Raw genomic sequence first — 23,921 nt, forward strand, 5'->3', positions numbered from 1 at the left:
CTAGGTTTAAATAAACCTAGTTTTTTATTATTTTTTTTCAATTTTAAATATATCATCTCTTAAATATTCAAATAAACCTTCATGAACTTCATAATATGCCGTAGCTTTATCTGAAGTTACTTTAACATAGTCTTTTCCCATTGTCTCAAGATTTATAGAGTATCCATCTCCCTTTATTTTTATAGTAAAGTTGTATGGACTTCTTTCTTTGCTTTTTTCTGGTTGTATTTTTCCAACCAATCTTTTTACTGATATCTTATATGCTAAATCATCATAACTCCATCTCCATGGTTTCTTAACCTGATCACCATATATTATTTCGACACTGTCCCATGTTTTATATTTTTTGACAGAATCTATAGATGTATATATACTTTCCTGTAATAATTTATCAAATGCCTTCTTTTCTGATACAGGTATTTTGTAAAACTCTTCTCTACTTACCGTATATATTCTAAAATAATCTAAATCAGTAGAAAATCTTATCCCATTATCTAAATATCCTTCATAAGTACCATCATAGCTACTTGGCTTTCTTACTTCTTTAAATTTTGTAGAGAAAAATTTTATTTGCTCCCAATATTCTTGATCTATTCTTACATCCTGCAAATTTTCATCAGAAATATATACTGTATCATTAGTTTTAAGTTGAGATAATAACGGTCTTGAATCATCTTTTGTACTTGTATCTTCTACTTTAATAGGCTGATCAGACTCTTGTTCTTTGGAAAAATGGATATATGTACCTGCATATACTATAAAGAATGCTATTACTCCTATAAGTATTACCATGCTTTTTTTTACTTTTCTTTTCTTTGCCATAAAAGCCCCCCCATATCTAGTTAACGCTTTTATTATACTATAAAATATCTAAACTAAAAAGCACTACAATTGAATCATAGTGCTATTTTTCTAAATTATTATAGTATTTTATTATTTTCTACAAGAATTTCCTGGGCAATTTATACAAGGTTCTACATGGACTGTTATTCCTTTTACAAATTGCATGTCATTTATTATATGTTTCTCTAATTTTGTCGCTATCTCATGACCCTCATACACACTTAAATCTTTATTAACGCATATTGTTAAATCTACATAAGCTGTTGCTCCATGTTTTCTAGTTCTAATTTCGCCTAAATTTATTACTCCATTTGTATTTTCTGCTATTTCAATTATTTGATTTTCTTGATCTTCATCAATTGAATAATCCATTAACTCATTAGCTGAGTCTTTAAGTATATCAAAGCCTACTTTAGCTACAAATAAAGCAACTACTATCGATGCAATTGGATCTAATGCTTTGAAACCTAATATTGCTCCGCCTATACCTATAAATGCTGCAATAGATGAAAGCGAATCAGATCTATGATGCCATGCATCCGCTTTTAATGATGGTGAATTTATTTTATTTGCTACTTTTATAGTTATTCTATATTGATATTCCTTTATTGCTATTGATATAACAGATACTATTAATGGCAGTATTGTTGGCACTTGAACTTTATTTAAGTTAAATAGAGAATCTAGTGCATCAAATCCAATTTTTAAAGATACTACTATTAATAATATTGATAGTAAAAATGATACCAAAGTTTCTGCTTTTTCATGTCCATAATTGTGATTTTTATCATTTGGTGCATTTGCAATTTTGTTACCTATTAAAACACCTACGGAACTTATTATATCTGATGCAGAATGTAGTCCATCAGCTATCATTGCATTAGATTTACCTACTACCCCTGCAAATATTTTTATAACAGTTAGTATCACATTCCATATTATAGATGTTATAGTTACCTTGTTAGCTTCATCATACCTTGTCTCCACTATATTACCTCCTTATATTTATATCTTTTATTTTAGTATCCATTTTTATTCATTCTTAAACATTCTTAAACTTATACTTAAATGCAATAAATTATAATTATAATTCAATACTAATTATCATTTATTCCTAAAATTAAAAATCACCCAACAAATGTTGGGCGAATTTTAATTATATCATATATTTAATTATGCTTCTTTAATTATTTCTAATACAGCTCTTGAAGAATTTATTATATCTTCTATAGCTATATACTCTTCTAATGTATGAGCATTTTTCATTCCTATTCCTAAGTTTACAGCTTTTAATCCATTTCCATTTAATACGTTAGTATCACTTCCACCACCAGTTGAAGCAGTGTATCCGTCTATTCCTATGTTAGCAAATGCTTTTTTAGCAAGATCTACTATATCTGTATCATCAGCTATCTTAAATGGTGCATATGCTCTAGTTACTTTAGCTATTACTTCAGCTCCCATAGCTTCTCCTGCTTTTTTGAACTCTTCTACCATGTGGTTAGTTTGAGCATCTAATTTTCCTTCTTCTAAACTTCTAGCTTCTGCAACTATTTCTAGTTCTGGCATAACTATATTTGTAGCTATTCCACCATTAATAACACCTATATTTGCAGTAGTTTCTTCGTCGATTCTAAGTAACTTCATATTTTCTATAGCTTTAGAAGCAACCATTATAGCACTTACTCCGTTTTCTGGTTGTAATCCTGCATGAGCTGGTTTACCTTTTATAGTTATCTCTATTTTATCTTGAGCTGGTGCTTTTGTTATTATTTCTCCTGGAGATCCGCCACTATCTAATACAAATGCATAATCTGCATTTATTTTAGAGTAGTCTAAATATTGAGCTCCAAATAATCCGCCTTCTTCCCATATAGAGAATACTACTTCTATATCAGCATGATCTATTTTGTTTTCTTGTATAACTCTTAAAGATTCTAATATAGCTGCTATACCAGCTTTATCATCTGAACCTAAAACTGTAGTTCCATCACTTTTTATTATTCCTGTTGCTTCATCTATTATAGGTTTTATTCCTTCTCCTGGGCTAACTGTATCCATGTGAGAACTGAATAATACTGTTTTACCTTCTCTATTTCCTTTTAATTTAGCTATTACATTTCCTGTTTCCCCACCAGCTTTAACACCAGCTTCATCTATACAAACTTCGCATCCTATAGTTTCTAATTTTTCTACTAATACCTTTGCTACGTTACCTTCTTTAGATGAAGGACTATCTATTTTCACTAATTCTATGAATTCATCTATTAATCTTTGTTTATTTATCATTTTCAAATCTCCTCCTTAGTTTGTATCACATAAATATATTGTAAATTATATTGTAAGTTTTTTCAAGAGAAAACGCTATTATCAGATTTCTCTTACTATTTACTTTAATATTTTTCTAGTTCTAGAATCTACAAAACATACCCAATATCCAAGTTTATCATTTCTATCATCACAAGGTTTATACATATTAAATCCTGTATGACCTTGATCTGGCTGTTCATCTTTATTTCCTGGAATAGCATACATATAGTTTTTACGCTTGTTGTATTCGTCATATTGAACTCCAAATAAATAATGTCTATATCTATATGATTGAAGAACTATATCACTATACATAGTATAGTTCAAAGTATTTATATACCCTAAATAAGGCATTGTGTAACCACACATAGTCATCGGAGTTATTTCTATTTTCCACCATCTAGTATTGTCTATACTCTCTCTTACAAATGGCTTAACCTCTTTAAACATTTTTAAACCTTTCTTTATTTGTCTAGGCATTAATAAATTTCTTGAAGTATTAATTTCTGCTTCTTTATGATTTATATCCTCTTCTATTTGTTCTATTTCTATATTTGATTTTGATTTTGATTTATTTGTTTTTGATTTCGATTTTTCATTTATTTGTCTATCTGATGTTTCACGAGTTTCATCTTCTTCATAATCATACTCTATGCTATCGCTACTTTCATTTTCATCCATTTCTACATACTCTAAATATTCATACTCATATTCATATTCATCGGAATCTTCAACATCTATATATTCTACTTCTTCGTACACATATTCTTCATCATCTTCTATTTCTTCATATTCTACGTACTCTTCATCTGATGTAAATATTATTTCCTCATAATTGTCTATTTTGCTCCCCTTAAATCCAATTAATGGCACACTTCTTTCACACACCAATGCTATAGCCTTTATATTTATGCTATTTTCTTCTAAATTTAATGAAAATTCCCCTTTACCTTGCTCGCTTAATACAATACGCCCTAAATCAGAAGTATTATAGTCATCTAATATCGCTACAACTTTATATCCATCTCTAACATATTTAAGATTTTCTACATATAAAGCAACTACAGATTTTTCTTCTGTAACTTCTACTTTTGCAAATGCTTTTGGTAGTACTCTATCTTTATATCTAAAGTTCATGTCCTTAGCTTCTAAAATTATATAATCTCTTTTATATTTCTTTTTAGTACTCAAAGTTATCCCCCCTATAAAATATAAATCCCTCTAAACAGTATATGTTTGGACATGCAAAAAAGTACCTTCTATTTAGAAGGTACTTTTTTTATTTACAACATTTGCAAGGTTTGCAAACTCTTCTATTGAAAGAGTTTCTCCTCTTCTTTTTTCATCTATATTAGCTTCATTTAACACTTCTCTTATTTCATCTTTAGTTAAAAAACCTAGTGTTCCTAAAGCATTTAATAAAGTTTTTCTTCTTTGCCCGAAACCAGCTTTAACAGTTTTAAAGAACATTTCTTCACTGTCTACTTTGTATTTTTTTTCTTCTCTTACATGAAGACCTATAACTGTTGAATCAACATTAGGTTGAGGTATAAACATATGTCTTGGAGCTTTTGCTACTATTTCTGTGTCACAATAGTATTGCACTGCTACTGATAATGCACCGTAATCCTTAGTTCCAGGAACTGCATTCATTCTATCTGCAACTTCTTTTTGTACCATAACTACTATGTCAGTTACTGGAATGTCTTCTTCTAAAAATTTCATAACTATAGGAGTAGTTATATAATACGGAAGGTTTGCTACTAATTTCACTGGCCCTCCACTTAACTTCTCTTCTACTAATTCTTCTACATCTACTCTTAATATATCTTTATTTATTACCTCTACATTTTCAAATTCATCTAAAGTATCTTTAAGTATAGGTATCAAAGTTTTATCTATTTCTATAGCAACGACTTTATCAGCTACTTTTCCCATCTCACGAGTAAGAGTTCCTATTCCTGGTCCTACTTCTATTATTTTATCTCCCTCAGTAAGTCTTGCTCCTTCTAATATTCTATCTATTACATTATCATCTATTAAAAAGTTTTGACCTAATGATTTAGAGAATTTAAATCCGTGCTTATCTACTACTTCTTTGGTTTTTCTATGTGACGAAAGTCTATCCATATTCTAGCTCCTTTATTATTTTGTATTGTCGATTTTTATTGTAAAGTTTCTAAAGACTTTTCAAATTCTTCTCTACTAACTCCGTAATTGTTTAATCTATTTAAAAACTGTTTTGCATTTCCATAACCTATACCTAAAATCATGCCTAACTTATCTCTTCTATGAGAAGCATCTTCATTTCCTATAAGTCCATTTCTTATTAAGTCTACTTGTCCGAATTCATCTCTCTTATCTGTGTTTTCAGTTCTTACTTTCTCAAGTGCTCTTCTTATACTTTCTGGAGTAGCATTTTCTATACCTATATCTCCATTTTTCTTAGCTTCTTCTCTTGGTAAAAATGCATGCTTACATCCTGGAACTTCTGCAGCTATTTTCTTTCTTATTTTTTCACCTGCAAAATCTGGGTCAGTAAATATTATAACCCCTCTTCTTTCTTGTGCTGATTTTATTCTTTCCATAACTCCCTTTGGAAATCCAAATCCACCTGTAGTTATAAGTTCAGCATCTAATGCTCTTTTTACAGCCGTTACATCGTCTCTTCCTTCTACTACTATTATTTCCTTTATCATATAATCACCTTTTTCGCTCATTTTACTTAATATCTTTATATTTTAAGCTTTATACTAAATTTTATCAAGGCTACAAATTCAGTTATAGCTAAAATAAAGTACATCCTGCACAAAATAGGGGCTTATCTCTATTTTGAGAAAGCCCCATTATTTATATTACTTTATATTGAAAAATTTCTTTGCATTTTCTTTTGTAGCTTCACAAACTTGCTCATATGAAATTCCTTTTTCCTGAGCTATCTTATCAGCCACAAATTGAACTAAAGAAGGATCATTTCTTTTTCCTCTATGTGGCTCTGGAGCCATATACGGAGAATCAGTTTCTATAAGTAAATACTCTAAAGGTATTTCCTTAGCTACTTCTCTAGTTTTCTTATTGTTTTTAAATGTTACTGTACCTGGTATAGATATATAGCATCCCATTTTTACATACTCTCTAGCTAGTTCAACATTTCCACTGTAACAATGAAGAACACATCCTATTTCAGGATTTTTAGTGTTTTTTATTATTTCAAATGTATCCCCATGAGCATCTCTATCATGGATTATTATAGGTAACTTTAATTCATTAGCCAGTTCTATTTGTCTCTTAAACCACTGCTTTTGAATTTCTCTAGGAGAATTATCATAATAATAATCTAATCCTATTTCACCTATAGCTTTTACTTTATCATTTTCTATAGCTAGTTTTTTTAAAGTTTCTATATCATCTTCAGTCATTTCGCCTACATCATGAGGATGTACACCAACTGCTGCATATATAAAATCATGTTTATTAGCTAATTCAACACTACTTTTAGATGTTTCTATACAAGCTCCAGGGTTTACTACTAAGTCTACACCTTTAGCTTTTAGCGAGTTAATTAGTTCTTCTCTATCTTCATCAAATCTCTCATCATTTAAATGTGCATGTGAGTCAAATAACATATTGTCATCTCCTTATCTAACTTCAGAGCCGTCTTTAGCACCTTCTGTTAATGGTAATACTAAATCGTCGCCGTTATCTCCTGCCGCTAATATCATACCTTGAGATTCAACACCTCTTAATTTTACAGGCTTTAAGTTGCATACTACTGTAACTTCTTTTCCTATTAAATCTTCTGGCTTATACCACTTAGCTATTCCAGATACTATTTGTCTTGTTTCTGGCCCTATCTTAACTTGTGATACTAATAATCTATCAGCTTTTGGATGCTTCTCGCATTTTACTATTTTACCTATTCTAAGTTCTATCTTATCTAAATCATCTATAGATATTTCTTCTTTGTGATCTAGTGGAGCTTCTACTTCTTCTTTCTTTTCAGCAAATAATTCGTTCAATTCTTCTACCTCTTTTTCTATATCTAATCTTGGGAATAATGCATTTCCTTTTTCTACTTTTGTATTTTCTTTTATTAAACCAAAAGTCTTAGTACTTTCCCAAGTCATTAAATTCTCATCAGTTATACCTAATTGAGTGTATATTTTCTTAGCAGTATCATTCATTACTGGATTTATAAGTGTTGCTACTATTCTTATAGATTCACATAAGTTATATAGTACTGCATCTAATTCATCTTTTTTAGATTCATCTTTAGCTAAGGCCCAAGGCATAGTTTCATCTATATATTTATTAGTTCTTCTTATTAATTTCCATGCAGATTCTAAAGCTTCGTTAAATTGTAATTTATTCATTTCTATTTCAAAGTTTTCTACTGAAATTTTAGCAGTTTCTTTTAAACTTGAATCAAATTCAGTGTTTACTTTTGGCATTGGTATTATCCCACCATTATATTTTTCAACCATTGCAACTGTTCTACTTACTAAGTTACCTAAATCATTAGCTAAATCTGAATTAAGTCTTGTTACAAAGTTTTTATGAGTATAATTTCCATCTTGACCAAATGCAAATTCTCTTAATAAGAAGTATTTAAGAGCATCTACTCCATATCTTTCTATCATTTGCTCAGGATATACTATATTACCTTTTGATTTACTCATCTTATCATTATCAAATAGTATCCATCCATGTCCGTATACTTGTGCAGGCATTTCTTCACCTAAAGCCATAAGTATAGCTGGCCATATTATTGTATGGAATCTCATTATTTCTTTCCCAACTATATGAACATTGGCTGGCCAGTATTTTTTATAATCAGAATCATCTTCACTCATGTATCCTAAAGCTGTTATATAGTTGCATAAAGCATCTACCCAAACATATATAACGTGTTTTTCATCAAAAGGAACTTTTATACCCCAATCAAATGTAGTTCTAGTTACACATAAATCTTCTAATCCTTTATCTAAGAAGTTTGCAACCATTTCATTTTTTCTCGATACCGGGAAACAGAAATTAGGATCTGCAAATAATTCTCTTAATTTATCTTCATACTTTGATAACTTAAAGAAATATGCTTCTTCTTTAGCTATATAAGTATCTCTTCCACAATCAGGACATTTGTTTCCTTCTAATAATTGAGACTCTGTCCAGAAACTTTCACATGGAGTACAGTATCTTCCTTCGTAAGCTCCTTTGTATATATCTCCTTGCTCATATAACTTAGTAAATATCTTTTGGATTATAACTTCATGTCTATCTTGAGTTGTTCTTATAAAGTCATCATAAGATATGTCCATAGTCTTCCATAGTTTTTGTATATCTGCTATCATTCCGTCAAGGTATTCTATTTCTGTCATACCTTTCTCTTTTGCAGTCTTTTGTATTTTTTCTCCATGCTCATCAGTTCCTGTTAAGAACTTCACATCATATCCACAGAAACGCTTAAATCTAGCTATAGCATCTGCTGCAACAGTTGTGTAAGTATGTCCTATATGTAAGTTCCCACTTGGGTAGTATATAGGAGTTGTAACGTAAAAACTTGGTTTTGTCATATATATTTCCTCCTCAAAATTTGTATATTCTCTATAAATAAAAAACTCGCCACCTATGATATACATAGGGGCGAGGTTATATTCGCGGTACCACCCTAATTATCTACAACAATGTTGCAGATATCTTAGAAGACATTAACGGGTCCAATCGTTTTATCTTAAAAATAGAATTTATCTATTACTCAGATAAAATAGCTCCAAGACCATATTCAATAACTCTTTTAACGCTAGCTTTCACCTTATCTAGCTCTCTGTGGAAAAAATTATTATTTACTCATCTTTTCTTAGCCTACATATTATTATAATTCACATAAATATTATCTTATATTCATTATTTTAATGAATATTTTTATTAGTTTATTAAACTTAATTTTATTAAATTTACTACATTATGTCAATCTATATTTGCTATATAACTTGCTTTTATATAACTTTATCTAAAAATTGTTTAGTTCTTGTATGCTTAGGATTATCAAATATTTCCTTTGGTTTTCCTTCTTCTAATATATATCCTTCATCCATAAAAACTACCTTATTTGCAACTTCTTTAGCAAATCCCATTTCATGAGTTACAACGGCCATGGTCATACCTTCTTTTGCAAGTTCTTTCATTACATCTAAAACTTCTTTTACCATTTCCGGGTCCAGTGCTGATGTTGGTTCATCAAATAACATCACATCAGGCTTCATTGCTAAAGCTCTAGCTATAGCTATTCTTTGCTTTTGACCTCCTGAAAGTTGTGATGGATAAGAATTTTGTTTATCTAAAAGTCCAACTCTATCAAGCAATTCAAGAGCTTGAACTATAGCTTCTTGTTTATTTATTTTTTTAACCTTCATAGGTGCTACTATTATATTTTCAAGTACAGTCATATTAGGAAATAAATTAAAGTTTTGAAACACCATTCCTATATTTTGTCTTACTTCATTTATATTGCACTTTTTACTTAATATATTTTCTTCATTAAATATTATCTCTCCACCATTTGGTTCTTCTAATAAATTTAAACATCTTAGTAAAGTACTTTTACCTGAACCACTTGGTCCTAATATAGCTACAATCTCACCTTTAGCTATATTTAAATTTATGTCTTTTAAAACTTCATTTTTACCAAATTTTTTCTTTATGTTTTTTATTTTTATCATAACTATACCTCCTGAGCTGCATTACTAGTTTTTAAAATTTTACTTACAATGCTTTTTTCTCTCACATCTCTATTTTGTAATTTCAGTTCAAATAAACCTACTAGTTTAGATAAAGTGAATGTAAGTACAAAATATATCATAGCTGCTACTAATAATGGTTCAAATGCTAAATAAGTATTTCCTTTTACTATATCCGCACTGTACATTAAGTCCTGTATTCCTATTACTGATACTATTGATGATTCTTTTACTAAAACTATAAATTCATTAGCAAGTGCTGGAAGCACATTTTTTAATGCTTGTGGAACTATTACTAATCTCATGCTCATCGAATAGTCTAGTCCTAATGAACGACTAGCTTCCATTTGACCTTTATCTATAGATTGTATTCCAGATCTCAATATTTCTGCTATATATGCACTTGAGTTTATTGAAAGAGCAACTATAGCCGATATATATTCCGATGGTATTGGACCTAAGTCAGGAAAATTTATACCTATAGTTGGAAAACCAAAATAAATTATATATATTTGGACTAAAAGTGGAGTGCCTCTCAAAAATTCTATATATATAGTTCCTAAAAAACTTACTATTTTATTTCTTGATATTCTAGCTAAACACACTACCACACCTACTATAAACCCTAATACTAAAGTACATAAAGATATACCTATAGTTATTTTCGTTCCATCTATAAAAAACTGTGAATAATCACTTAAAAATGTAAAATCCATAATATATTCCTCCCAATATTTATTGAGCTAGTTTAGTAGCTTTTTCAACAAATTCATTTATTTTATTTTCTGACTCTAATTTATTTATTGATTTGTTTACCGCATTTATAAGTTCACTATTTTCATTCTTATTAATTGCTATAGCCGAACCTTCTCCTTTGTTTTCTCCTAAATTAACTTTTGACTCAACTATCTCTGGGTACTGTTTTAAATATCCATCTATAGCTTCTTTACTTACCACTACAGCATCAGCATTATTATTTTGAAGTTCTAATATTACATCAGATATCTTACCTAAAGATTTTATATCCTTAGCTTTAATAACATCTTTGGCTATAGTTTCTTGTAAACTTGCTTTTTGTACAGCTATTTTTGCATCTTTTAAATCCTCTATATTTTTATACTTATTTTTCTTATCTTCCTTAACCAAAATAACATGTTCTCCATTGTAGTATACATCTGTAAAATCAACAGCTTTTTTTCTTTCTTCCGTAGGACTCATACCTGCAACTACCATATCCACATTTCCTGATTTAAGAGCTCCTAAAAGTCCATCAAATTTCATATCTTTAATTTCTAATTTAACTCCTAAATCTTTTGCTATTTCTTCTGCCATCATCATTTCAAATCCTACAATTGTATCTTTTCCATCTATTTCTTTATGAAACTCATATGGTGGATAATCCGCACTAGTTGCTATCGTTAATACACCCTTATCTTTAATAGCTTGTAATTGGTCTTTCTCATCGTTAGACGATGAACATCCAACCACCGATAAACTTAAAACTCCTATTAGCACTGCATATATTGATTTTTTTAACTTTTTCATAATAACTCCTCCTAATTAATAATTATTTGTAATTGATAATAATCGCCTAGTTTTGTTGTAATTTAACCTTCAAACCCTATTTTTTGTAATAAAAAAGTCCCTTAGCATTTTGCTAAGAGACGAAATTATCCGTGGTACCACTCTCATTGATAAGTATAACAATAGTTGATAATACTAAATATAATTTTTTATATTAAAAAAGTCCCTTGGTTATAAAAACCAAGAGACGAATTATATCCGCGTTACCACTCTAATTGATAAGAAACTTATCCACTCTATCCCTTAAGGCAGGCTCACCGATTACCATACTATAATTTCAAGTAATCTTCTCCAAAGCTCTCTTCACATTAAATTTCATTACTAGGCTCACACCAACCCTAGCTCGCTGAAAATCCATTCATTGCTACTCTCTTCTTCATAGAATTTATTTTCTGAATTTTTATTATAAACTAATTATAGTTACTTAATGTGAAATTGTAAATATATTTTTATAAAATTTTTCTAGCAATTTTATGTAAACAATATATAACATATAAATACAGCTGCTATTACTCCGGCTATATGACTAAACATAGAACACGTTAATGTATGTCTAGTATTTTTTATTTTTAAGCTTCCAAAATATATAGCCATTGTATAAAATATTGTTTCTGATGCTCCTACTATAGTCGCTCCCATCTGCTCAATTAGGGTTCCCATTCCAACACGTGTAGCAAGTTCATTGTACATACCAAGTGCTCCACTACCTGATAATGGTTTTATTACTATAAGCCCTATTAATTCTTTTGGAATACTAAGTAACTCAGTTATTGGCTTAAATATAAACTCTAACATATCAATTCCTTTTCCACTCTTAAATATCCCTATAGCTAAAAATATCCCTATTATGTAAGGTAATATAGTCCATGTTGCTTTTAACCCATCTATAGCACCCTTAACAAAACTATCATATATATCTACACCCTTGATTTTTCCATGTACTACTATAATTAAAATAATAAGAGGTATTATTGAGTTAGAAAATATATTTAACATTATCTATACCTCCTTCTCTGAAGAAATTTACAACTTGTAATAGCAACTATTGTAGATACTACTGTTGCAAATAAAGTTGATATTATTATTTCACTTGGATTAGTAGCCCCTCCATCTAACCTTAGCTTTATCATAGTAAAAGGAATAATTTGTATAGAAGATATATTTATTACTAAAAACATAACCATATCATTAGTTGCTGTATCCTTTTTACTGTTTAGTGTTTGTAACTCATTCATAGCCTTAAGCCCAAAAGCTGTTGCTCCATTACCTGCACCTAACATATTTAATACTATATTCATAACTATGTACGACATTGCCTTATGCCCCTTAGGTACAGATGGAAATAACCTCTTTAGAACTGGATATAAAATTTCTCCTATCTTATTTATTAACCCAGAGTCCTTCGCTATATTCATAACTCCCATCCATAGAGCCATTACACCTGCTAAACTAACTGCAAATTCTATACCTCTAGATGCTTCACTTAATATAACTTCATTTAATTGTCCTAAATTATTAGTAAAAATGCTACCAACTATCCCAATAAATATCATCCAAAACCATATCTTCCCCATATCAATCTCCCCCTCTTATCAATTTTATGATGTTAAGTTGTCAGATTATACTTGAAACTTATCCTATATTATGATTAAGTATACTTATGTAATTTTTTTATATTTTAAGGGTAATAAGGAGATATATAATGAAAAACTTAACACTTCTTACTGACTTATATCAGCTTACTATGATTAATGGATATTTTGAGAATAATGTCCATAACGATATAGTTGTGTTTGATATGTTTTTTAGGAAAAACGCTTGCAAAGGTGGGTATACTATAGTCTGTGGTATAGATCAACTTGTTGACTACATAAATAATCTTAACTTTTCAGATAGTGATTTAGATTATCTTAGAAGTCTAAATTTATTCTCAGAAAAGTTTTTAAGTTTCTTAAAAGAATTTAAATTTACAGGAGATATTTATGCTGTTCATGAGGGTACTGTCATGTTTCCAAATGAACCAATAATCAGGATAAAAGCTCCTCTTTATCAAGCTCAACTTATTGAAACTGCCGTACTTACTATAATTAATTTCCAATCTTTAATTGCTAGTAAAGCTTCTAGAGTTTGTTTCGCAGCTCAAGGAGATTCAGTACTAGAGTTTGGATTAAGACGTGCTCAAGGACCTGACGCCGGTATTTACGGTGCAAGAGCAGCTATCATTGGGGGATGTAGTGCTACTGCAAATACACTTGCTGGGAAAATGTTTGATATACCTGTTATAGGAACTCATGCTCATAGTTGGGTTCAAAAATTTGATTCTGAATTGGAATCTTTTGAAGCTTATTCTAAAATTTATCCAGATAAATGTCTTTTATTAGTAGATACTTATGATGTTTTAAATAGTGGGTTGCCTAATGCTATAAAGATTTTTAAAGATTTAAGAAGCAACGGCTTTGAACCAGTAGGTATAAGATTAGATTCTGGAGATTTAGATTATTTATCTAAGGAATGCAAAAAAATATTAGATGCAGAAGGTTTTGATAACATCAAAATAACAGCTTCTAATGATTTAGATGAATATAGCATATCAGAATTAAAATCTTCGGGCTCTCCAATTAATTCGTGGGGAGTTGGTACAAAATTAATAACTTCAGCTGATTCACCATCACTAGGAGGAGTATATAAACTAGTTGCTTCATATAAAAATGGTGAGTTTGAACCTAAGATAAAAATCTCTGAAGATCCTGAAAAGATAACTAATCCAGGATTCAAAAAAGTAGTGAGAATATATAATTCTCAAGGAAAAGCTGAAGCTGATTTAGTAATGCTTGAAGATGAAGTTTTAGATACAACAAAACCACTTACAGTATTCCATCCTGTGTATTCTTGGAAGAAAAAAACATTTAAAAATTATACAATAAGAGAGTTACTTGAACCTTTATTTATTAAAGGAGAGTGTATCTATAAACATAAATCTGTATTAGAAATAAAAGAGTATACAAGAAATGAATTAAATACTTTATGGAGAGAATATAGAAGGATACTATATCCTCAAACTTATAAAGTTGACTTATCTGAAAAACTTTGGAATCTAAAAAATTCTATGTTAGATACTAAAAAAAATACAAATTAGTATAAATCGAAGGGGGTCTAAATATGGATGTAACAGATTGCAAAATAATAGAATTATTACAAGCTGATGGTAGAATTTCTATGAAAGATTTAGGTAAAATAGTTGGGTTAACTTCACCAGCTGTTTCAGAAAGAGTAAAAAGACTTGAGGAATCAGGTATAATTCAAGGTTACAAAGCAATAGTAAACCCTGATAAACTAGGTAGAGTTATAAAATCTTTTATAAATATATCACTTCCGAGTGAGAATTATCTTAACTTCATTGAATATGCCAAAGGTGATAATCGTATTGTAGAGTGTCATCATATAACAGGTGATGATTGTTTACTTTTAAAAGTAATCGTTAAAGACATGTATGAACTTGAACAAGTTATAGATAAAATTAAACAAGTAGGTAGAACTAAAACTTCCGTTATTTTATCAACTTTAATAGAACCAAAGTCCATATTATAAAAAGAGGATGCATATGCATCCTCTTTTTATTTTAATCCTAAATACTCTTCTAATGTTAAATCATTCATCTTGAAATTTTTACTATCTTCTTTTCCTATATATCTATAGTGCCATGACTCATACATATATCCAGTAACATCTTCTTTTCCTTTAGGATATCTAAGAACAAATCCATATTTATAAGCATTTTCATATAACCACTTTGCCTGTGGTGTTTCATCAAACCACGGCCCAATTGATTTTTTACTATTCCCTGTAGTTATATCTAAAGCTAAACCTGTTTGATGTTCACTAAACCCCGGTATTGCTGAATACCTATCAGCGGCTTCTTTTCCATCTCTTCTAACATAATCATTATATAATTGAACTTGAGTATAATAACTTCTATATCCACTTCTTAGATTTATTATAATACCATCCTTTTTAGCTGCTGCTTTCATCTCATTAAAAGCTTCCATAGCCTCTGTATCTTCGCTTCCACTGTCCGGTGAATAATTACTAGGCAATCCATAATCTTTATTTACAACTAATATATCATCTATATATAGAGGTTTTTCACCTTCTACATACTCACTTTTTTTATGTGTTGGTTCTTCATTTATTTCTTTAACTTTTATTTTATTAATATCGGTATCTGCATAAGTATCTTTTTCTTCAGATACCATAAGGCTCCCTATTTGAAATAAAACTACCGCTATAGCAGCAGCTATCAATACTTTCTTGTACATATTTTCCCCCATTTTCACTTTGATTTAAACAATATTATCTATTATACTCTATAATCTTTCTACCTTCCACTAAATGATACATATTATTACTTAATATTATTTTTTTCAACAAAAAAAAGATATCTCTAAAAGAGATATCCTTCATTTATTATAAAGCTATAGCTTTTTCTATTCTAGTTAAACCTTCTTTTATATTATCTAATGATGTTGCATAAGAAAGTCTTACATAATTATCATTTCCAAATCCAATTCCTGGAACAACTGCTACTTTAGCATCTTCTAATAAATAATCCGCAAAATCAATTGAATTATTTATAGCCTTTCCATTTATAGTTTTACCCAATAACTTACTTATATTTACCATTACATAGAAAGCTCCTTGTGGCTTTAAGCAAGATAGGTTTTCTATAGAATTTATCTTTTCAACCATGTAATCTCTTCTTTCTCTAAATGCAGCAAGCATTTCATTTAAAGAATCTTCTGGTGCATTTAAAGCTGCTATAGTTGCATATTGAGCTATAGTATTAGGATTTGATGTAGCATGACTTTGGAAGTTAGACATAGCCTTTGCTATTTCTTTATTGCAAGCAGTATACCCTATTCTCCATCCTGTCATAGCGTAAGCTTTTGCCACTCCATTTACTACTATAGTTAAATCTTTTATTTTTTCATCAAATGAAGCTATACTTGTATGACTTCCTTCATATAATAATTTTTCATATATCTCATCTGATATTACATATACATTGTATTTAACAGCTAAATCCGCTATTGCTCTTAAATCTTCTTCTTTGTATGCAGTACCTGTTGGATTATTAGGTGTGTTTAATATTATAGCTTTAGTTTTATCTGTTATAGCAGATTCTAAAGCTTCAACCGTATATTTAAATTCAGCTTCTTCTGGACACTCAACAAATACAGGATTAGCATCTACAAGTCTTATTAATTCTGGATAACTTACCCAATATGGATTAGGTACTATTACTTCATCTCCAGGATTACAAATTGCTGATAAAGTATTAAATAATGAGTGCTTAGCTCCATTAGATACAACTATTTGATCTGCTGTATAATCTAAGTTATTATCTCTTTTTAATTTATCACATATAGTTTGTTTTAAACTTTCCATTCCTGATGCAGCTGTGTATCCTATACTTTCATTTTCTATAGCATTTATAGCCGCATCTCTTATGTGCTTAGGAGTTCTAAAATCTGGCTCCCCAGCTCCAAATCCTATTATATCTACTCCTTGAGCCTTTAAGCTTTTAGCTTTTGCTGTTATAGCCAAAGTCACAGATGGTTGAATTGACTTTAATTTATTTGATATATCTTTCTTCATGTTTTTTATCCTCCCCAAATTCACGTAGCCTTTTATAAAATCGTTTTCCAAATAAGTATTAATTAAACCTTTATTAACTAAAGGCCTTAATTACAAATATATAAGAGCATATTAACTTTAAATAATTAATACACTCTTATAATATACAAATTTTTGAAAATTGTCTATATTTTCATATTAAATTTTTAAACTTCATTTCTATCATATCTATATATATAGTTTGTTATCCCATATGTCATATAAGATCTTATAACTCCCGTATCTTCTTTAGGTTTTATTAATTTTCTAGTTGATACTATATCTGCATATCCTATAATAAATATATCGATGCTTTCATCTTTTAATTTATCAAAAATATCAAATAAATTTTCTCTACTCATGTTATTATACCTATAAATTTCAAGCAAAGTCATATGATATCTAACATATTTGTATAATAAATTTGTATTTTTTTCACTTAAGCCTAATAAATTTCCTATTTTAAAAATTTCATTAGCACCTATTATTTCATGCTTTTTAAAATGAATTCTGCCATTATCATCTATTGTTTGAGCTAATGGTTTACCCATATCATGTAATAATATACCTAATTTTATCAGCTCTTTTTTAGTAATTTTATTATCTAAATCTTTTTTTAAAACGTCCAACACATTATTCTTTATGTGCTCTTCTAAAAAAGCTTCATCTTTTGTTATTTCCTCAAACAGTTTTAAAGCCAATAAAGAATGTTCAAAACAATTTGTAACATGATATTTACATTCTCCAACAGTTTTCATTTGTTTGACTATAGGGAGTATTTCTTCTAACTCCCCTGAATTATCCATATCTCTAAGATGACTATAACTATCTTCACTTTTTATACAATCCATTAGTCTCTTAACTAATTTCATGTTTTATCACCTCATTTTATAAATCTAAAACTTGTTTATATACGATGTCTTTCTTAAGCTTTCTTTCTTTACAAACAACTTTAATTGCATCTTTTTTAGTTATTCCCTCTTCTATAAGCTTTATTACATATTCTCTATCATTTAAGCTATCATATTCAAAAGTTTTTTCTATTTCACCTTTAAAACCCTCAACTATAAGAACAAATTCACCTTTAACTTCTCTTTCATTAAATATATTTATACATCCTTGTATATCATTTCTTATTACTTCTTGATATTTTTTAGTTAATTCTCTATTTACAGCAATAGATCTATTTCCTAACACCTTAAGCATATCTTTTAAAGTATCTTTTAACCTATGTGGTGATTCATAGAATATTATAGTTCTTCTCTCATGTTTTATTTCCTCTAGTTGTTCTCTTCTTCTTTTCTTATCTCTATCTAAAAATCCTTCAAATACAAACTTTCCCGTTTCAAGTCCAGACCCAATTAATGCAGTAATCGAAGCTGTTGCTCCCGGTAAAACTACTACTTCTATATCATTTTCTATCGCTTGCTTTATAACTTCTTCTCCTGGGTCTGATATACCAGGCATTCCTGCATCACTTATCAATGCTATATCTTCTCCACCTAATAGTTTACTTATTAAATAACCACCTTTATTATCTTTATTGTGTTCATGATAACTTGTTAGTGGTTTAGATATTTCAAAATGATTTAAAAGTTTTATACTATGTCTTGTATCTTCAGCTGCTATTAAATCTACTTCATTTAAAACCCTTAAAGTTCTATATGTTATATCTTCTAAATTTCCTATTGGCGTACCACATATATATAATTTTCCGCTCATTTATTTTTCTCCTATATCTTCATTTGCATATATAGCATCTATCTCTTTAGTATATTTTCCATCCTCATCATAAACATATAATGGATCTAATATCTTTAAATCCGGTCTTCCACCTTTAGTAAATTGAATCAACATTATATTAGGAGCTTTTCCTTGTTTAGGATGTATAAATTGAATTTGTTTAGGTTCTAATTTATATTTTCTTGCTAGTGTTATTATCTCTATTAATCTTGTTGGTCTATGAATCATATAAAATTTCCCTAAATCTTTTAATAATCTAGATGATGATCTTATTACATCTTCTAAATTACATTTTACTTCATGTCTAGATATAGCTTTTTTATCATTAGGATTTTTTATCCCATTATCGTGCATGTAAGGAGGGTTTGAAGTAACTACATCAAACTTATTAACCTCTAAAGTTTCATCTATAGTTTTTATATCTCCCTTAACAATTTTTAATCTATCTTGTAAGTCATTAAGTAATACAGATCTTGAAGCCATTTCATGTACTTCTTCTTGTATCTCAACACCTACTATTTCTTTAGCTTCACTTTTACCAGCAATAAGAATTGGTATTATACCTGTTCCTGTTCCTAAATCTACAACACTTGCTCCTTTTTTTACTTTTGCAAAATTAGCTAATAATACAGCATCTACTCCAAAGCAAAATCCTGTAGTATCTTGTATCAATCTTAATCCTTTTAACTGTATATCATCTATTCTTTCTGTATCTTTTAATTTTACGTCCATAAATCTACTCCTTGCTATTAAAAATCTATAATTTAAAGGGTAGGAATTATCCTACCCCCTATTAATCTTCTAATTTTCTTAATTCCCTTAATGTCTCTGCATCAAGTTTTTCATCTCTAGCACCACATCCGCCACACTTCTTAGCTTCTTGTAATATTTTAACATCTTCTATTTCATATAACTTAATATTCTTGTCTTGTAATTCTACTTTCACTTGTTCTAGAAGTGGATTCATTTCTATTACTTTTCCTTTTCCTTCTGGAACTTGAACTAATGATCCTACTGCAGGCATTTTCTCTAATGCTTCACTGTATACATCATGTTCATATTTTAAACAACAGAATAATCTTCCACATATTCCTGATATTTTAGTCGGATTAAGTGATAGGTTTTGGTCTTTAGCCATCTTTATAGAAACAGGTTGGAAATCTCCTAGCCAAGAAGAACAACATAAACTTCTTCCACATGGACCTAACCCTCCTATAGACTTAGCTTCATCTCTAACACCTATTTGTCTTAACTCTATTCTTGTCTTAAATATAGATGCTAAATCTTTTACAAGCTCTCTAAAATCAATTCTTCCCTCTGCTGTAAAATAAAATATTAATTTATTTCTATCAAATGTATACTCACAATCGATAAGAAACATAGTTAATTCATGCTCTTTTATTTTTTGTTGGCATATTTCAAATGTTTCTTTCGCTTTATCTTTATTCTCTAAATATATTTTAGTATCTTCCTCATTTGCTATTCTAACAATAGGTTTTAAAGGTGATACAAGTTCACTTTCGTCTAACTCTTTAGGCCCTACTACAACCTTGCCATATTCTAATCCCCTTGCAGTTTCTACTACTACGTCTATATTTTTCTCTATCTCAAAATCTACAGGATCAAAATAATATATTTTGCCTGCATTTTTGAATCTAACACCCACTATTCTTATCATTTAATCACCTCATATATATTTAAAGCCATTACTTGTATACTTAAATTAAAGTTACAATTGCTTCTTAACTTTTTCTTAGTCTCTTCTATTATATCAATAATCTTAGACACTTGAGAATAGTTAATTTTTTTACTCATATTTTGTAAGTAAGTTATTTTATCTATATTTATAATCATATCTTTATCTACATTTTCTTTTAACATCATTATATCTCTAAAATAATTTATAGTTATATCTAAAACTTCTATAATGTTATCCTTATATTTATCGTACTTGCTAGGAAGTTCTAATATCTCTACTACATTTTTTTCTAACATAACTTGAATATTATTTTGAATATCTTCTCTCATAATCATAAAATCTGATGACTCTGATAGTTCTAAAGCTTTACTTATGCTTCCTCTCGAAAAAGTAGCTAAAATACTAGACTTTCTTTCATCTATACCTTTATCCTCTAAGTATTTTTTTAACTCAATTAATGGTATAGGTAAAAACTTCACTATATCACATCTAGATTTTATTGTATCTAATAAGGAATTTTTATTATTTGTTATAAGTATTATAATTACATACAATGGCGGCTCTTCTAATGTTTTTAACAATGCATTTTGAGACTCTATAGTCATTTTTTGTGCATCATTTATAACATAAATTTTATAATCTCCATGAGGTTTTATTATTACATCTGTTTGTAAACTTCTTATTTGAGCAATTTTTATACTTGCTCCTTGTGGTTCTATACTTATATAATCTGGACTGTTTTCAACATGTTCTGTTTTAAGTAAATATTTAGCTAATTCTTTTGTAAATGTTAATTTTCCAACTCCATCAATTCCCTCAAATAAATATGCGTGATTTATCTTATCTTTATTTATAGAATTTAATAAATATTTTTTAGCAAAACCCTGACCTATAATTTTATCAAAATACATATCTACTTCTCCATAGAATCTATAGTTTCTTTAACTACATCATATATTTCTTCATGAATACTATCTATACTTCTTAAAGTTTCATCTTCTATACAATTGATTTTATTCCAATTATACTTGTTCGCTATATATAAAGAGTTATCATAAGATTTAGATAAATAATTTATATCACTTTCATGTATATCCTTTTTATCTTCACCAGTAAATTTATTTTTTCTATTCTCCATAAGTTCCTTACTGAATTCTATTGGAACATCTAAAAATACTACACAATCCGGTTGTGGTATTTTATATAAATTAAATTCATAATCAAATAGCCAATCTATAAACTTGTCTCTTTCGCTTTCATCCATCTTAGATGCTTGGTGAACCATATTAGATGTTGTATATCTATCAGCTATTATTATTCCACCTTCATTATAAAATGACTCCCATTCTGTTTTAAAAGATGCATATCTATCTGCCGCAAAGAAAGTAGATGCTACATATGCATCCACATCTTCCGCGTTTTTGCCAAAGTCTCCATTTAAATACATCTTAACCAATGAAGATGATTCCGACTTATAGTTTGGATATTCTACTTTTTTTACATTATATCCATCTTCTATTAATCTATTGTATAATTTTCTAGTTTGAGTGGCCTTTCCACTAGCATCTGAACCACTCTCTATAATTATTAACTTACCTTTCATATTTTACACCTATTACTCCATAAACAAGTTAGTTACTACAAACTTATTTAACAGACAATTCCTTTCTACTCAATTTCCTTTAAATTTACAATTTGAATATATTCTAAGTTAGAATCCTTAACTCCACTGACATTCATCCCTTTTTCTTTGCATTCAATAACATATTCAATAACTTCTCTTGTAATCTCTTCTCCTGGAGATACCAAACTAACGCCCGGTGGATATGGTATTATATACTCACCTGATATCTCTCCTATACTATCATTTATTTTAACACTTTTTGTATCAGTATAAAATGCTTGTCTTGGAGTTAATATTTTTTTCGGTATATTAAGTGGATAATATATATCTTTTAATTCAATTTCAGTTTTCATTGTTTTATCTATTTCAATTAAAGCTTCTTTTAGTTTATAAAATTCTTTTTTTGTATTTCCTATCGTAGCTATTAATAAAGCTCCATAATAATTAGATAGCTCAACTTGTATCTTATATTTTTTTCTTAATATACTTTCTAATTCATACCCCGTAATCCCTAAGTTTTTTGTATTTAAAAAGATCTTTGTTTCATCTTGAGAACTATCTATTTTAATAAACTCTAGATTTTTTACTTCTGTCTTAAATTGTTGTATATTAGCTAGTAATTCTTGCATTAAATAGCTACCTTTATTTACATATATATCTACAGCTATTTCTAAAGATGCCATAAGCAAATATGATGGACTTGATGATTGAGTTATTCTAAGCATATTAGATAATTTATTTTTATCTATTCTATTTCCCTTAATATGTATCATAGAAGATTGAGTAAATGCAGGAAGAGTTTTATGCGTACTTTGTATAACTAAGTCAGCTCCTTCACTTAATGCCGTATTAGGTAACTTATCACTAAGTCCAAAATGTGCTCCATGAGCTTCGTCAACTATAACAACCATATCTTTATTATGTGCATATTCACAAATATCTCTTAAATTAAATATTTGTCCAAAATATGTTGGATATGTCAAAAATAATGCTTTTGCATCTAAATTTTCATCTATAATTGATTTCACATCTTCAAATTTAACTCCATCTAAAGTATTACTATTTTCATTTATACTCGGCGGTATATACACTGGATTTACATCGCCTACTATACATCCATTTATTACAGATTGATGGCAATCTCTATTTACTATAATTTTATCTTTAGGCTTTGTTACAGCCATTACGGCAGCCTCAATACCACAAGTTGATCCATTTATCAAATAATAAGTTTTATCGCTTTTGAAAGCCTCTGATGCTATTTCAAGCGAATCCTTTATAACTTCCTCTGGAGAATGTAAATTATCCGTTCCCGGTATTTCTGTAGTATCCAATTTATATATTTTTTCAAGTAAACTTCCATATCCTAATGAGTCATAAATAAAACCTTTTTTATGACCTGGCATGTGAAATGATATTATATCCTCATCAATAATTTTATTTAAAGAATTTATAATAGGTGTTTTCATTTTTATAACTTTAGCATAATCATTATAGCTAAAGCTCCTCCTTTCAAAATATATTTTATCATGCAAATAAAAGCCACTTAAATAAGTGACTTTTCTGTATAATAAAAAAAGATTACGCGGCTACGTCCTACTCTCCCAGGCAGCTTCCCACCAAGTACCATCGGCGCTAAAGAGCTTAACTTCTGTGTTCGGAATGGGAACAGGTGTATCCTCTTTGCTATAACAACCGCATAATCTTT

Annotated in this window: 24 protein-coding genes, 1 rRNA gene and 2 other annotated features; of the genes, 2 read left to right on the plus strand and 23 right to left on the minus strand. The window is 29.1% G+C overall.

The window, feature by feature from the left end; translation table 11 throughout:
- Positions 1-27: 27 nt before the first annotated feature.
- The 13 genes from ACRCYC_RS03310 to ACRCYC_RS03370 form a co-directional block, all read right to left on the minus strand.
- Complete coding sequence (locus ACRCYC_RS03310) at positions 28-822, minus strand: hypothetical protein (RefSeq protein ID WP_438617763.1); 795 nt, start codon at positions 820-822, stop codon at positions 28-30.
- A gap of 111 nt (positions 823-933) precedes the next feature.
- On the minus strand, positions 934-1,830 hold the full coding sequence (locus ACRCYC_RS03315; protein ID WP_438617764.1) for a cation diffusion facilitator family transporter: 897 nt from the start codon (positions 1,828-1,830) through the stop codon (positions 934-936).
- A 186-nt stretch (positions 1,831-2,016) separates the two neighbouring features.
- Positions 2,017-3,132 carry a M20/M25/M40 family metallo-hydrolase gene (locus tag ACRCYC_RS03320; protein ID WP_438617765.1) on the minus strand — a complete coding sequence of 372 codons (1,116 nt, stop codon included), beginning with the start codon at positions 3,130-3,132 and terminating at the stop codon, positions 2,017-2,019.
- A gap of 99 nt (positions 3,133-3,231) precedes the next feature.
- Complete coding sequence (locus ACRCYC_RS03325) at positions 3,232-4,344, minus strand: hypothetical protein (protein ID WP_438617766.1); 1,113 nt, start codon at positions 4,342-4,344, stop codon at positions 3,232-3,234.
- Between the two features lie 72 nt (positions 4,345-4,416).
- Positions 4,417-5,283 carry a 16S rRNA (adenine(1518)-N(6)/adenine(1519)-N(6))-dimethyltransferase RsmA gene (gene rsmA, locus ACRCYC_RS03330; protein ID WP_438617767.1) on the minus strand — a complete coding sequence of 289 codons (867 nt, stop codon included), beginning with the start codon at positions 5,281-5,283 and terminating at the stop codon, positions 4,417-4,419.
- A 35-nt stretch (positions 5,284-5,318) separates the two neighbouring features.
- A complete protein-coding gene (rnmV, locus tag ACRCYC_RS03335; RefSeq protein ID WP_438617788.1) occupies positions 5,319-5,852 on the minus strand; it encodes a ribonuclease M5 in 534 nt (177 codons plus the stop codon).
- Positions 5,853-6,008: 156 nt separating this feature from the next.
- On the minus strand, positions 6,009-6,779 hold the full coding sequence (locus ACRCYC_RS03340) for a TatD family hydrolase (RefSeq protein WP_438617768.1): 771 nt from the start codon (positions 6,777-6,779) through the stop codon (positions 6,009-6,011).
- 12 nt (positions 6,780-6,791) lie between these two features.
- The gene (gene metG, locus ACRCYC_RS03345; RefSeq protein ID WP_438617769.1) at positions 6,792-8,792 is read right to left on the minus strand and encodes a methionine--tRNA ligase; all 2,001 of its coding nucleotides are present in this window, start codon (positions 8,790-8,792) and stop codon (positions 6,792-6,794) included.
- Positions 8,790-9,021, minus strand: a binding site (T-box leader). Its footprint overlaps the gene before it by 3 nt.
- Positions 9,022-9,149: 128 nt before the next feature.
- On the minus strand, positions 9,150-9,872 hold the full coding sequence (locus tag ACRCYC_RS03350; RefSeq protein ID WP_438617770.1) for an amino acid ABC transporter ATP-binding protein: 723 nt from the start codon (positions 9,870-9,872) through the stop codon (positions 9,150-9,152).
- Between the two features lie 2 nt (positions 9,873-9,874).
- Positions 9,875-10,606, minus strand: a complete 732-nt coding sequence (locus ACRCYC_RS03355; RefSeq protein ID WP_438617771.1) for an amino acid ABC transporter permease — start codon at positions 10,604-10,606, stop codon at positions 9,875-9,877.
- A gap of 19 nt (positions 10,607-10,625) precedes the next feature.
- Positions 10,626-11,435 carry a transporter substrate-binding domain-containing protein gene (locus tag ACRCYC_RS03360; protein ID WP_438617772.1) on the minus strand — a complete coding sequence of 270 codons (810 nt, stop codon included), beginning with the start codon at positions 11,433-11,435 and terminating at the stop codon, positions 10,626-10,628.
- 219 nt (positions 11,436-11,654) lie between these two features.
- Positions 11,655-11,863: a binding site (T-box leader), on the minus strand.
- An 82-nt stretch (positions 11,864-11,945) separates the two neighbouring features.
- A complete protein-coding gene (locus tag ACRCYC_RS03365; RefSeq protein WP_438617773.1) occupies positions 11,946-12,470 on the minus strand; it encodes a spore maturation protein in 525 nt (174 codons plus the stop codon).
- A complete protein-coding gene (locus ACRCYC_RS03370; protein WP_438617774.1) occupies positions 12,470-13,048 on the minus strand; it encodes a nucleoside recognition domain-containing protein in 579 nt (192 codons plus the stop codon). The genes ACRCYC_RS03365 and ACRCYC_RS03370 overlap by 1 nt, the downstream gene beginning before the upstream one ends.
- Positions 13,049-13,176: 128 nt before the next feature.
- On the opposite strand from ACRCYC_RS03370, the gene ACRCYC_RS03375 reads away from it, so the two are divergent.
- Positions 13,177-14,610: a nicotinate phosphoribosyltransferase gene (locus ACRCYC_RS03375; protein WP_438617775.1), complete on the plus strand. Its 1,434-nt coding sequence runs from the start codon at positions 13,177-13,179 to the stop codon at positions 14,608-14,610.
- 23 nt (positions 14,611-14,633) lie between these two features.
- Positions 14,634-15,062: an Lrp/AsnC family transcriptional regulator gene (locus ACRCYC_RS03380; RefSeq protein WP_438617776.1), complete on the plus strand. Its 429-nt coding sequence runs from the start codon at positions 14,634-14,636 to the stop codon at positions 15,060-15,062.
- A gap of 26 nt (positions 15,063-15,088) precedes the next feature.
- Here ACRCYC_RS03380 and ACRCYC_RS03385 read toward each other — a convergent pair whose 3' ends face one another.
- The 10 genes from ACRCYC_RS03385 to rrf form a co-directional block, all read right to left on the minus strand.
- Positions 15,089-15,790 carry a M15 family metallopeptidase gene (locus ACRCYC_RS03385; protein ID WP_438617777.1) on the minus strand — a complete coding sequence of 234 codons (702 nt, stop codon included), beginning with the start codon at positions 15,788-15,790 and terminating at the stop codon, positions 15,089-15,091.
- A gap of 148 nt (positions 15,791-15,938) precedes the next feature.
- Positions 15,939-17,129: a pyridoxal phosphate-dependent aminotransferase gene (locus ACRCYC_RS03390; RefSeq protein ID WP_438617778.1), complete on the minus strand. Its 1,191-nt coding sequence runs from the start codon at positions 17,127-17,129 to the stop codon at positions 15,939-15,941.
- 185 nt (positions 17,130-17,314) lie between these two features.
- The gene (locus tag ACRCYC_RS03395; RefSeq protein WP_438617779.1) at positions 17,315-18,019 is read right to left on the minus strand and encodes an HD domain-containing protein; all 705 of its coding nucleotides are present in this window, start codon (positions 18,017-18,019) and stop codon (positions 17,315-17,317) included.
- Positions 18,020-18,035: 16 nt separating this feature from the next.
- Complete coding sequence (rsmI, locus tag ACRCYC_RS03400) at positions 18,036-18,869, minus strand: 16S rRNA (cytidine(1402)-2'-O)-methyltransferase (protein ID WP_438617780.1); 834 nt, start codon at positions 18,867-18,869, stop codon at positions 18,036-18,038.
- The gene (locus ACRCYC_RS03405) at positions 18,870-19,622 is read right to left on the minus strand and encodes a tRNA1(Val) (adenine(37)-N6)-methyltransferase (RefSeq protein WP_438617782.1); all 753 of its coding nucleotides are present in this window, start codon (positions 19,620-19,622) and stop codon (positions 18,870-18,872) included.
- A 61-nt stretch (positions 19,623-19,683) separates the two neighbouring features.
- A complete protein-coding gene (locus ACRCYC_RS03410; RefSeq protein ID WP_438617783.1) occupies positions 19,684-20,568 on the minus strand; it encodes a PSP1 domain-containing protein in 885 nt (294 codons plus the stop codon).
- Entirely contained in the window at positions 20,565-21,500 is a 936-nt protein-coding gene (locus tag ACRCYC_RS03415) for an ATP-binding protein (protein ID WP_438617784.1), read from the minus strand. Before ACRCYC_RS03415 ends, ACRCYC_RS03410 begins: the two co-directional genes overlap by 4 nt.
- A gap of 2 nt (positions 21,501-21,502) precedes the next feature.
- Positions 21,503-22,192, minus strand: a complete 690-nt coding sequence (locus ACRCYC_RS03420; RefSeq protein WP_438617786.1) for a dTMP kinase — start codon at positions 22,190-22,192, stop codon at positions 21,503-21,505.
- 65 nt (positions 22,193-22,257) lie between these two features.
- Positions 22,258-23,682 carry an aminotransferase class I/II-fold pyridoxal phosphate-dependent enzyme gene (locus tag ACRCYC_RS03425; RefSeq protein ID WP_438617787.1) on the minus strand — a complete coding sequence of 475 codons (1,425 nt, stop codon included), beginning with the start codon at positions 23,680-23,682 and terminating at the stop codon, positions 22,258-22,260.
- Positions 23,683-23,796: 114 nt separating this feature from the next.
- A 5S ribosomal RNA gene (rrf, locus tag ACRCYC_RS03430) occupies positions 23,797-23,913 on the minus strand.
- Positions 23,914-23,921 lie beyond the last annotated feature (8 nt).

It is taken from the genome of Paraclostridium sp. (assembly GCF_051657365.1).
In the GTDB taxonomy this organism is placed as follows: domain Bacteria; phylum Bacillota; class Clostridia; order Peptostreptococcales; family Peptostreptococcaceae; genus Paraclostridium.